Annotated in this window: 10 protein-coding genes and 1 pseudogene; 7 read left to right on the top strand and 4 right to left on the bottom strand. The window is 70.9% G+C overall.

The genetic code is table 11. The features are described from left to right. Positions 1-16: 16 nt before the first annotated feature. Positions 17-475: pseudogene (locus ABZ070_RS09100) on the bottom strand (MarR family transcriptional regulator). Positions 476-593: 118 nt separating this feature from the next. Between ABZ070_RS09100 and ABZ070_RS09095 the strand changes: the two are divergent. From ABZ070_RS09095 to ABZ070_RS09080, 4 genes are all read left to right on the top strand, one after another. Next, positions 594-1,187 carry a DinB family protein gene (locus ABZ070_RS09095; RefSeq protein ID WP_356631568.1) on the top strand — a complete coding sequence of 198 codons (594 nt, stop codon included), beginning with the start codon at positions 594-596 and terminating at the stop codon, positions 1,185-1,187. 189 nt (positions 1,188-1,376) lie between these two features. Next, positions 1,377-1,895, top strand: coding sequence for a helix-turn-helix transcriptional regulator (locus ABZ070_RS09090; protein ID WP_356631566.1), 519 nt, complete (start codon positions 1,377-1,379; stop codon positions 1,893-1,895). A 34-nt stretch (positions 1,896-1,929) separates the two neighbouring features. After that, complete coding sequence (locus ABZ070_RS09085) at positions 1,930-2,532, top strand: hypothetical protein (RefSeq protein ID WP_356631564.1); 603 nt, start codon at positions 1,930-1,932, stop codon at positions 2,530-2,532. A gap of 115 nt (positions 2,533-2,647) precedes the next feature. Beyond that, positions 2,648-2,986, top strand: coding sequence for a DUF2516 family protein (locus ABZ070_RS09080; RefSeq protein WP_356631562.1), 339 nt, complete (start codon positions 2,648-2,650; stop codon positions 2,984-2,986). A 102-nt stretch (positions 2,987-3,088) separates the two neighbouring features. Here the strand turns inward: ABZ070_RS09080 and ABZ070_RS09075 are convergent, their stop codons facing one another. From ABZ070_RS09075 to ABZ070_RS09065, 3 genes are all read right to left on the bottom strand, one after another. After that, positions 3,089-4,327, bottom strand: coding sequence for a fused response regulator/phosphatase (locus ABZ070_RS09075; RefSeq protein ID WP_356631560.1), 1,239 nt, complete (start codon positions 4,325-4,327; stop codon positions 3,089-3,091). A 392-nt stretch (positions 4,328-4,719) separates the two neighbouring features. Further along, positions 4,720-5,808, bottom strand: coding sequence for an NlpC/P60 family protein (locus ABZ070_RS09070; RefSeq protein ID WP_356631558.1), 1,089 nt, complete (start codon positions 5,806-5,808; stop codon positions 4,720-4,722). Positions 5,809-6,070: 262 nt separating this feature from the next. Beyond that, positions 6,071-6,856, bottom strand: coding sequence for a class I SAM-dependent methyltransferase (locus ABZ070_RS09065; RefSeq protein WP_356631556.1), 786 nt, complete (start codon positions 6,854-6,856; stop codon positions 6,071-6,073). Positions 6,857-7,079: 223 nt separating this feature from the next. Here ABZ070_RS09065 and mshA point away from each other — a divergent pair, with 223 nt between their 5' ends. The 3 genes from mshA to ABZ070_RS09050 all read left to right on the top strand — a co-directional run bounded on the left by mshA (position 7,080) and on the right by ABZ070_RS09050 (position 10,805). Next, positions 7,080-8,420, top strand: a complete 1,341-nt coding sequence (gene mshA, locus ABZ070_RS09060) for a D-inositol-3-phosphate glycosyltransferase (protein WP_356631554.1) — start codon at positions 7,080-7,082, stop codon at positions 8,418-8,420. Positions 8,421-8,485: 65 nt separating this feature from the next. After that, positions 8,486-8,986 carry a YbjN domain-containing protein gene (locus tag ABZ070_RS09055; RefSeq protein WP_356631552.1) on the top strand — a complete coding sequence of 167 codons (501 nt, stop codon included), beginning with the start codon at positions 8,486-8,488 and terminating at the stop codon, positions 8,984-8,986. Positions 8,987-9,110: 124 nt separating this feature from the next. After that, positions 9,111-10,805 carry a glycosyl hydrolase family 28-related protein gene (locus ABZ070_RS09050; protein ID WP_356631550.1) on the top strand — a complete coding sequence of 565 codons (1,695 nt, stop codon included), beginning with the start codon at positions 9,111-9,113 and terminating at the stop codon, positions 10,803-10,805. The last annotated feature ends 145 nt before the right edge of the window (positions 10,806-10,950 follow it).

Below are 10,950 nucleotides of genomic sequence, written 5' to 3'. Positions count from 1 at the left end.
ATCCGAACGAGAGGCCCTAGTGGTGCCAGGCCCGGCCGCCGGTGTTGTGGATGAACCGCTGCAGCACCTTGAGGGTGGTCAGGTACTCCTCGTCGGATATGCCGGCGTGGCGCTCGGCCCACAGCTGCCTCTGAAGAGCCGATCCCTTGGCGAAGAACTCCTCGCCGTCCGAGGTCAGTCCGAGCCTGCCGCCGGCCTCCTCCGCGACCCAGCCGCGGGCCACGACGGTGTCGATCTCCTCGTCGATCGCACGGTCACCCGCGTCGAGATAGCCGCTGAGCACGGCGATCACCTCGTCGCGGGTCTTCGTGCGACCGGCCCCCGCGACCTGTCCGAGGACCCAGAACTGGGGCTGTGTGGTGCCGATTCCGGCGAGGGCTTCCCGTATCCGGGCGACGACCGCCTTGGAGGCGGCCCAGCTTCAGTAACCGATGGGCTGCCGGAGCAGTTCTGTGTCGTTGTGCGAGTACTCCATGGCGGGTTCCTTCGTTCGCGCTGTGGATGGTCCGACGCACACGACCGTAGGAACTCAACCAGACTTGAGGTCAAGCGTTCCCGCGCCGGGAAGATCGCGCGAGCGGCAGACTGGCCCCATGAACGCAACGGATCCGAAGACCGACCTGCACTTCTACCTGCAGTCCGCCCGCGATGCCCTGGTGTGGAAGCTCGAAGGGCTCTCGGAGTACGACGCCCGCCGGCCGCTGACACCGACCGGCACGAACATCCTGGGGCTGGTGAAACACGCGGCCGGTGTGGAGTTGGGCTACCTCGGCGACACTTTCGGACGGCCGTCCGGCGAGCCGCTGCCCTGGGTCGAAGACGGCGCCGAGCCCAACGCGGACATGTGGGCCACCGCCGACGAGTCACGTGAGTTCATCGTGGATCTCTACCGCCGGGCATGGGCGCACGCGGACGCGACGATCGACGCGCTGCCGCTGGACACGGTCGGCAGGGTGCCGTGGTGGCCGAGCGGCAGGGACGAGGTGACGCTGCACCATGCGGTGGTGCGCGTGATCGCCGACACGCACCGGCACGCCGGCCACGCCGACATCGTCCGTGAACTCGTGGACGGCGCCGTCGGGATGAACAAGGGCAACACCAGCATCCCGCCGGGAGACTCCGCATGGTGGGAGAACCACCGCAGCCGCCTGGAGCGCGTGGCGAAGGAAGCCGATCGAAGCGCGTGATGTCGGGCCGGACCGAGCGATGTGCGACGCGGTGAGCTCGGCTTTCGCCGGGTGCCCGCGAACCGGGCGCCGGCCGGTGTCCCACCGACGGGAGTGCTTCTGGCCACTCGAACGCGGCGATCTGTTGGCTGCGACACTTTTGCAAGCGGGTGCTTGCAATAGTTAGCAGCTGTGGTGCACCATCGACCTATGGCATCGCTCAACGTCGGCAATCTCGGTGAGTACCTCCGCGAGCAGCGGCGCAACGCGCAGCTGTCGCTGAGGCAGCTCGCCGACGCCGCCGGGGTGTCCAACCCGTATCTGAGCCAGATCGAGCGCGGGCTGCGCAAGCCGAGCGCGGATGTTCTCCAGCAGGTTGCCAAGGCCCTGCGGATCTCCGCGGAGACGCTGTACGTGCGGGCCGGGATTCTCGACGAGCAGGAGCGGGACGAGCTGGAGACGCGTGCCGTCATACTCGCCGACCCCTCCATCAACGAGCGGCAGAAGCAGGTGCTCCTGCAGATCTACGAGTCCTTCCGCAAGGAGAACGGGCTCGAGACCGCCGCTGCCGCGGGTGGCGCCGACGGCGACGCGTCGAAGGACACCGCCTCGACGGACACCACGTCGAACGAGACCGACTCGAACGAGACCGACTCGAACGACACCGACTCGAAGAACACCGCCGCTGACGGCCCCCGCACGGCCGACTCGGGCGATGCCGACCGATAGACGAACTGATCTGCGTTCCGGGAGGACCACAGTCATGGCCATCACCGATGACCTGCGTAAGACCCTCACCGACCCGACCCCCCTCTACTTCGCTGCCGGCACCGCCGATCTCGCCGTGCAGCAGGCCCGCAAGGTGCCCGCGCTGATCGAGCAGCTGGCGGCCGAGGCGCCGAGCCGTTTCGAGGCCGTGCGCAGGACCGACCCCAAGGCCGTGCAGGAGAAGGTGACCACGCAGGCCAAGGAGGCGCAGGCCACCGTTCAGGCCAAGGTCGCCGAGGTGTTCGGGACCCTGGACACCGACCTGAAGAAGTTCGGCGAGACCGCCCAGGACCTCGCGCTGCGCGGCGTCGGCGTGGCCGCCGAGTACGCCGTCAAGGCCCGTGAGACGTACGAGAAGGTCGCCGAGCACGGCGAGCAGACCGTGCGTGCCTGGCGCGGCGAGGCGGCGGACGAGCTCACCGAGATCGCCGTCGCCGTCGAGCCCGAGCCGGCGTCCGAGAAGGCCGCGGCGGACAAGAAGGCCCAGCCCGCGGCCGCGGTCGCCGCAGAGCCGAAGGACGAGAAGCCGGCCGCGCGCAGGACCACTGCGTCGCGTAAGCCGGTCGCCAAGAAGAGCACTCCGCCTGCCTCGAAGTGAGCGAATGCGCGGGCGCCGCGGGGATGCGGCGTCCGCACGTTCATCGCGCCGGGGGCGGACTCGGAGGTACCTTGACCGCGAGGCGACACAAACCACTCACTAGGCGGTGCTGAGGATGCTGGCTGACAAGTTCGACTTCGGGCTCTGGATGATCGTCAACCTGGTCTTCCTCGTCACGTCCGTGGCCGCCCTGGTCATGGCAGCCATGGCCCGCGAGGACGCCTACCGCGCGGCCGACAAGAAGACCAAGCCGTTCTGGCTGGTCATCCTCGGTGTCGCGGTGGCGGTGAACCTCTTCGTCCCCATGCTGTTCCTGTCGATCGCCGGCCTGATCGCCTCGATCGTGTTCTTCGTCGACGTCCGCCCCGCGCTCCAGCAGGTCTCCGGGGGCGGCGGCCGCCGCGGCGGCTCGAGCAGCGACGGACCGTACGGGCCCTACAACGGCGGCCGGTGACGCCCGCCAAGCGGTCGCGACCCGTTTCGCGACCGGCTTCGGCACCGGCTGCGTGACCCGCTGGGGACTGGCACCCGCTGGGCACATGGCACCCGTCACCGGTCAGGGGCGGGTGCCGTCCCTGCTCAGCAGCAGTACTGCCACGTCGTCCGTCAGCTCCCCGCCGTTCAGCTCGCGCACCTCGCCGACAGCCGCCTCCAGCAGGTCCTCGCCGTCCAGGCCGGTGGCGAGCTGCCGGTTGATCATGGCGACCATGCCGTCCTGGCCCAGCCGCTGCTTGGTGTCCGGGCCCTGGCGGCCCTCGATGAGCCCGTCCGTGTACATCATCAGGCTCCACGAGCCGCCGAGCTCCACCTGCCGGCGCGGCCAGCGGGCACGCGGCAGCAGACCCAGCGCCGGACCGCCGTCGTCGTAGGGGAGCAGCTGCGCCGCCCTGCCGTGCCGGGTGATCAGCGGGGTGGGGTGGCCCGCCAGGCACAGCCCCGCCCGCCGCCCGTCGGGCGCTATGTCGACGGTGCAGAGCGTCGCGAAGATCTCCTCGCTCTCCCGCTCGTGCTCCAGCACCTGCTGGAGGGTGGAGAGCAGGTCGTCGCCGCACAGGCCGGCGAAGGTCAACGCTCGCCAAGCGATGCGCAGTTCCACGCCGAGCGCCGCCTCGTCCGGCCCGTGGCCGCAGACGTCGCCGATCATCGCGTGGACCGTACCGTCCGGGGTGCGGACGGTGTCGTAGAAGTCGCCACCGAGCAGCGCGCGCGAGCGCCCGGGGCGGTACCGGGCCGCGAAACGCAGGTCCGAGCCTTCCAGCAGGGGTGTGGGCAGCAGGCCGCGCTCCAGCCGTGCGTTCTCCTGGGCGCGCAGCCGGGACTCGGCGAGTTTCACCTGGGCGGTGTCGGCCCGCTTGCGCTCCACCGCGTACCGCACGGCGCGGGTCAGCAGGCGTCCGTCGAGCTCCTCGCGCACGAGGTGGTCCTGGGCGCCGACGCGTACCGCCTCGGCGGCCAGCTCCGCGTCGCCGGACGCGGTCAGCGCCAGCACGGCGTGGCGGGGCGCCAGGCGCAGGACGTGCTCGAGCGGTCCCAGGGCGTCCTGGGCGCGGCCGGGCAGCGCGAGGTCGACGAGGATGCAGTGGACGTCGTCCGTGAGCAGCCGCTCGGCCTCGGTGAGATTCCGGGCGGTGCGGATACGGACGCGGGTCCCGGAGGCGTCGAGCAGTTCGGGAACGCTGAAGGTGCCCGTCGGGTCGTCCTCGATGACCAGCAGGGTGAGGTCGCCGCCGCCGGCTCCGCCGGGGGCGGTCTCCGCGACGGGGATGTTCCTCTGTCGCGGTACGGGTACGGGCATCGGTGTTGTTCCTTCCCTCCCCCCGAGGGCACGGCAGGACGACGATCGACGTCCCGCCAGACGGGGACCATAGCGGTATGCGGCGGTCGAACGGAATGGCGATCGTGGAAGACCGGTTGGCATATGCCGCGCATGGGGGCGTAGTTGGCACCTGACCCATGACGAACGTCACCCCGACTGACCGTTTCGCCCCATTCCCCGCGTGGCGCACGTCACTTGTCGCTGCATGGCGCACGTCACTCACGAAGGCGTCCGCGCCATGCGGGCGTCACCTGCGTGAGCAGGGGTACGCGTCGCGCGCGGCGGTGCCGCCTGCACGGATCTCGCGCCGCACCCGCGCGGATGCCCGGCCGGGCCGCCGCCCGGCCGCCCGGCCGGGCACCCCAAAGGCCTCACTTGTCCGGTCGTACGACCCCGAGGATCGACATCGAGCCCGCACCCGCGATGGTCACGTTCCGCCCCGGCCGGGGCGCGTGGATGATCGCCCCGTCGCCGATGTACATGCCCACGTGGCTGGCGTCCGAGTGGTAGATGATCAGGTCGCCCGGCCGCATGTTCTTGATGTCGATGCGGGGCAGCAGTCGCCACTGCTCCTGAGAAGTGCGGGGGATACCGCGCCCCGCAGCCGCCCAGGCCTGTGAGGTGAGCCCAGAGCAGTCGTACGAGCCCGGCCCTTCCGCCCCCCACACGTACGGCTTGCCGAGCTGCTGCGTCGCGAACCGGACCGCCTTCAGGCCCTGCTTGCTTGCCTTGCCGCTGATGCCTTTGAGCGCGCCGGAGTTCAACCAGGCCGTCTGCGCCTGGTACTGCGCCTGCTTCTCCAGCTCCAGCAGCCTTGCCAGCTCCTGCTTCTCGAGCCGGTCCTCCAGCTTCTGGGCCGCGGCGATCCGCTCCTTGAGCTCCTTCTTGGCCTTCTCCTTCTTGACGCGGGTGGCCTCGAGCTTCTCCCACTGCGCGCTGGCGTCCTTGGTGTACGTCGCCAAGTCGGCCTGCGTCCGTGTCAGTTCGGTGATGAGGTCCTTGGTGGCCTTGTGGCCCTGCTCGATGCGGCCCACTCCGTCCAGGAAGAGCTGCGGGTCGTCGACAAGCGCCAGCTGTGCCTCGGGCGGCAGGCCGCCCCCGCGGTACTGGGCACGGGCGGCGGCGCCCGCGCGGTTCTTCAGCTCTTCGATCCTGGCTCGGCCTCTGGCCATCTCCTGCGCCAGTTTCACGATCTCGGCGGACTGCTTCTCCGTCCGCTCCTCCGCGAGGTTGTACGCGTCGGTGGCGGACGCGGCCTGCCGGTAGAGGGCGTCTATCTCCAGGCGCACCTGCTCGAGCGACTGGCCCGGTGCCGGCGGGGCGGGCGCGCCCGGCCTGGTGACGGACGCCGGAGTCGTCGGGGCCGGCTCCGGGGCCGCGAAGGCGGGGCCGGGGAACGCCAGCAGGGTCAGAGCGCAGACCAAGGTGATCGCGGCAGTGGCACAGTGGCGTCGGTTCACGACTCCCCCTTCGGACAAACGCCTGGCATTCAAGGCGTCAGGAACGCCCGAATGTGATTAACCGTCAGTAACTTGTGTGTGACGTCGTGATGGTGCCATGGCGCACGCAAAAACGACAGGGCCGACCGGCAGATCGGCGCGCAGATCACCCCCGTAGCTCACCCCGCCCCGCAGCGCGCCTGCCGCTCATCCCCATTCCACTGACGAGCAACGCGCCCCGTGCGTTCCCCTGTTCGTTTCGTTCACCCGTTCGTGGCACCGTTCACCCCGAATTGGGTGCGAGTGCGGCCCACTTCACCGTGACCTCGCCCTGCCGCCACCGCCTCCGGTCGTCGGTCAGCGGCCAGTCGGCCTTCAGGTCCCCCACTGCTTTGATCCAGCGCTGCCGGGCACCCAGCGAGGCGTACGGCGCGGCCGCGGCCCAGGCCCTGTCGAAGTCCCGCAGAAAGGCGTGCACCGGCTCGCCGGGCACATTGCGGTGGATCAGCGCCTTGGGCAGCCGCTCGGCCAGGTCGGAGGGGCGCTCCAGTGAGCCGAGCCGGGTCGCGAACGTCACCGTCCGAGGGCCGTCGGGCCCGAGCGCCACCCACACGTGGCGCCGCCCGATCTCGTCGCAGGTGCCCTCCACCAGCAGCCCGCCGGGAGCCAGCCGGCCGCACAGCCTCCGCCACACGACGGCGACCTCGGCCTCGTCGTACTGGCGCAGCACATTGGCGGCCCTGATGAGTACGGGCCGGTCCGGCGTCGGCACCTCGAAGCCGCCGTGGCGGAAGGTGAGGCCGTCGCGTTCGTACGGCGTCGCGGCGGTGACCCGCGCCGGGTCGATCTCGATGCCGACGACCTCGCACCGGGGGTCGGCGGTGCGCAGCCGCTCCAGCAGCTCGACGGCGGTCCAGGGGGCCGCCCCGTACCCGAGGTCGACGGCGACGGGGGCGGTGGAGCTGCTGCGCAGGGCGGGGCCGTGCGTCGCGGCGATCCAGCGGTCCATGCGGCGCAGCCGATTGGGGTTGGTCGTCCCGCGGGTCGCGGTCCCGACGGGGCGGTTCATGGGAGTGAGGGTATGCGGTCGGACCGGGGCCGGGCGGACCGCGGCGTACCGGACCCGGTCCGCCCGGTGCTCCGCGGGCGCAAGCGTCGCGGCGGCGACCGACGGTAATGATTTGGCAAAGTGACTCCGGCCGGGAAATGGAAGCGCGCACTCCGCTGTTGTGAGCCTGTGCGGGACCGCTTGCCCCGCACCTTGCCGTGCCCGCAGCGAGAGGACCGCCGACGTGAGCCAGTACGTGTCCCGCCTCGGCAGCAGCCGGATGGCACCGCGTATCCGGTTTCCCGGCGGCCACCGCAAACCGCGCAGGGTCGCCATGCTCAGCGTCCACACCTCCCCGCTGCACCAGCCGGGCACGGGTGACGCGGGCGGCATGAACGTCTACATCGTCGAACTCGCCAAGCGCCTCGCCGCCATCAATGTCGAGGTCGAGATATTCACCCGGTCGTCCTCCGGCGGGCTGCCGCCCGCCGTCGAGCTGGCCCCCGGCGTCCTCGTGCGGCACATCGACGCCGGACCCTACGAGGGCCTCGCCAAGGAGGACCTGCCGCCCCAGCTGTGCGCCTTCACCCACGGCGTGATGCAGGCGTGGGCCGCCCGCCGCCCCGGCCACTACGACCTCGTCCACTCCCACTACTGGCTCTCCGGCCATGTCGGCTGGCTCGCGGCCGAACGATGGGGCGTCCCGCTCGTGCACGCCATGCACACCATGGCCAAGGTCAAGAACGCCGCGCTCGCGGACGGCGACACCCCGGAGCCGGCCACGCGCGTGATCGGCGAGACCCAGATCGTGAACGCCGCGGACCGGCTGATCGCCAACACCGCGGAGGAGGCCGACGAACTCGTCCGTTTCTACGAGGCCGACCCGGCGAAGGTCGCCGTCGTCCACCCGGGCGTGAATCTGGACCTCTTCCGTCCCGCCGACGGCCGCGCCGCCGCCCGCGCCCGCCTCGGGCTCCCGCAGGAGGCGTTCATCCCCCTCTTCGCGGGCCGGATACAGCCACTGAAGGCGCCCGACATCCTGCTGCGCTCCGTCGCGGTCCTGCTGGAGCGGGACCCGTCCCTGCGCAGCCGTATCTTCGTCCCCGTCGTCGGGGGCCCCAGCGGCAGTGGGCTCGCCAAGCCGGAGGGCCTGCAGAAGCTGGCCGCCAAGCTCGGCATCGCGGACGTCGTCCACTTCAGGCCGCCGGTGGGCCAGGAGCAGCTCGCGGACTGGTTCCGTGCCGCCTCCGTGCTGGTCATGCCCTCGTACAGCGAGTCCTTCGGGCTCGTCGCCATAGAGGCGCAGGCCGCGGGCACGCCGGTGGTGGCGGCCGCGGTGGGCGGTCTGCCGGTCGCGGTCCGCGACGAGCGGACCGGTTTCCTCGTGCCGGGGCACGACCCGGTGCACTACGCGGACGTGCTGGGCGGCTTCGTACGGGACGCGTCGCTGACGGACCGGATGGGTGCGGCCGCCGCCCGGCACGCGCAGTCGTTCGGCTGGGACGCGGCGGCGACGGCGACGGCGGACGTCTACCAGGCCGCCATGCACGAGCACCGTCGCCGTGTGCGGGCCACCCACCACTGACCGGCCCCCTGGCGGTCTGCGGTGCCGCACGCGGGCGGGGGACCCCACTGACGTACGCTCGCCCCATGGCTGACGTGCAGCAGGTGACGCGGGTCGTCGAACAGGCCCTCAAGGAGGCGGACCTCGAGTGGGAGAGTCCGGACGCGGGCTCCTACGTCGTCAAACTCCCGGGCACCCGCAAGCTGTCCACGACCTGTTCGCTGCTCGTGGGCCGGCACTCGCTCTCGATCAACGCCTTTGTCATCCGCCACCCCGACGAGAACGACGCCGCGGTCCACCGCTGGCTGCTGGAGCGCAACCTCAAGCTCTACGGCGTCAGTTACGCGATCGACCGTCTCGGCGACATCTATCTCGTCGGCAAGCTTCCGCTCTCCGTGGTCACGCCGGAGGAGCTGGACCGGCTGCTCGGCACGATCCTCGAGGCGGCGGACGGTTCCTTCAACACCCTGCTGGAACTCGGTTTCGCGAGCGCGATCCGCAGGGAGTACGAGTGGCGGGTGTCGCGCGGCGAATCGACGCGCAACCTGGACGCGTTCACTCATCTGACCCAGCGACCTGCCAAGTGACCGTCTGACACCCTCCGTTCTTCCGTACCCGGGCTACGCGACCCCTTCCGCGAGCCCGGGCGTCGTGCCATGCTCGCCGCCGACTCAGATATGAACTACGTTCACATGCATGGAAGGTGGGCTCATGGGGACCGATCAGCGCGCCCTCAGCAGACGCACCCTGCTCGGCAGTGCCACGGCCGTCGCGGCGGCCCTGGCGACGGGCGGCGCCGCGGTACCGGCGGCAGCCGCCCCGCGCGCGGCCCACCGCCCCGGCGCCACCACACCCGCGCTCTGGGGCGAGTACCGCCGCACCCCACGCACCCACCCCCAGATTCCGTACGTGGGAAGGGCCGGGCAGCGAGCCGGAGCGCGCGGCCTCCCGCGCCTGCCCGTCAAGGCCAACGTCCTTGCGTACGGGGCCAGAAGGGACGGCTCCGCCGACTCCGCGGCCGCGATCAACCGTGCCGTTGCCGCTGTCGGAGAACGCGGCGGCGGCACGGTCCTCGTCCCCGCCGGTACGTACCGCGTCGACGACGTGATCCGCATCGGACACAGCAACGTCGTCCTGCGCGGCGCCGGCAGTGGCCGCACGACCCTGCTCGCCACCAGGAACCTCACCGAACTCATCGGCGCGTACGGCTCCCGCTACGGCGGCGACAAGTCCTCCTGGTCGTGGGCCGGTGGCCTCATCTGGCTCTGCCCCAAGGACCGTTACGCGTCCCTCACCGACGCCATCAGAAACCGGGCGTGGCCTTTCGAGGGCTGGACCGGCAACCAGCGCGACGAGTGGACCACCCTCGCCACCGTCGGACCCGCCCGCCGTGGCGACTGGTCCGTCACCGTGTCCGACGCCTCGAAACTGCGCCGCGGACAGCTCGTCATGCTCCGCCTCGCCGACGACGCCGACCACACCCTGCTCGCGCACATGGCAGGCGGCGGTGAGGGCACGGCCTCCTACGTCTGGGACGACAAAACCAAGCTGACGTCCTATGTCCCCTACGAATGGCCCGTGCGCGTCACGGCCGTCGAACGCGACCGGGTCACCTTCGAACGCCCGCTCCCGCTCGACGTACGCCCCGCCTGGGACCCGCGGATGACCACTCTCGTCACCCCGCTCACCGGCTCCGGCGTCGAAGGCCTCACCCTGGAAGCCGTCGAAACGCCCCAGTCGAAGCACCTGCTCGACAAGGGCTACAACGGCGTCACCTTCCAGTGCGCGTACGACTGCTGGGCCGACGACATCACCGTGCGCCACGTCGACAACGGCTTCGGCCTCGTCGCCGCCTCCGCCTGCACGCTGCGCCGCACCCGTGTCGAGGGACGCGGCTCCCACCACCCGTACTTCTGCCGCGAAGGTTCGCACGACAACCTCGTCGAGGACTTCACCGTCGCGGAGCGGACCCGTCCCGCGCCCGAAGGGACACAGCTCCACGGCATCAACGTCGAGGGCCTGTCCAGTTACAACGTCTGGTCGCGCGGTGTGATGGAGATGGGCACCTTCGACACCCATCGCGGGATGCCGTTCGCGTGCGTACGTACGCAGATCACCGTGAACAACAACGGCCGCCACGGCGGCGACGCAAGCGCCGGTCCGCTCTACGGCGCCCGCTTCGCCCACTGGAACGTCACCGTCATGAACGAACGCGCCGGACTGATCAAGATCGACGAGGTTGCGCCGTACAGCGCGACCGTCGCCATCAGCACGGTCCGCGAATTCGACCAGACCGACGTGCCGGACTTCACCGGCGCCCTCAACTCCCGGCTGGAGGCGTACGGCTCCCCGGGCGCCGTCCGCCCTGCCAATCTGTACGAGGCGCAGCGCGCACTGCGCGTCTGACCTTGCGGCGCGTGGGCCTGCCACGGGACGCCATCGCCTTGGCCGTCGCTTTCCTGTGCGCGCTGTTGCCCCGGGGGCGCGGGTGACGGGCGGTGCGGTGAAGGCGGGTGGTGACGGGCGGCCGGTGAAGGCGGGTGGTGACGGG

Source organism: Streptomyces sp. NPDC006283 (assembly GCF_040613325.1).
In the GTDB taxonomy this organism is placed as follows: domain Bacteria; phylum Actinomycetota; class Actinomycetes; order Streptomycetales; family Streptomycetaceae; genus Streptomyces.
Note: the sequence above shows the minus strand (reverse complement) of the source record. Positions and strands in the feature narration are given on the sequence as shown.

Coding starts and splice junctions, on each gene's coding strand:
- ABZ070_RS09085 (WP_356631564.1), top strand. CDS start 1,930: ATGGCCATCACCGATGACCTGCGTAAGACCCTCACCGACCCGACCCCC.
- ABZ070_RS09095 (WP_356631568.1), top strand. CDS start 594: ATGAACGCAACGGATCCGAAGACCGACCTGCACTTCTACCTGCAGTCC.
- ABZ070_RS09065 (WP_356631556.1), bottom strand. CDS start 6,856: ATGAACCGCCCCGTCGGGACCGCGACCCGCGGGACGACCAACCCCAAT.
- ABZ070_RS09055 (WP_356631552.1), top strand. CDS start 8,486: ATGGCTGACGTGCAGCAGGTGACGCGGGTCGTCGAACAGGCCCTCAAG.
- ABZ070_RS09090 (WP_356631566.1), top strand. CDS start 1,377: ATGGCATCGCTCAACGTCGGCAATCTCGGTGAGTACCTCCGCGAGCAG.
- ABZ070_RS09050 (WP_356631550.1), top strand. CDS start 9,111: ATGGGGACCGATCAGCGCGCCCTCAGCAGACGCACCCTGCTCGGCAGT.
- ABZ070_RS09080 (WP_356631562.1), top strand. CDS start 2,648: ATGCTGGCTGACAAGTTCGACTTCGGGCTCTGGATGATCGTCAACCTG.
- ABZ070_RS09075 (WP_356631560.1), bottom strand. CDS start 4,327: ATGCCCGTACCCGTACCGCGACAGAGGAACATCCCCGTCGCGGAGACC.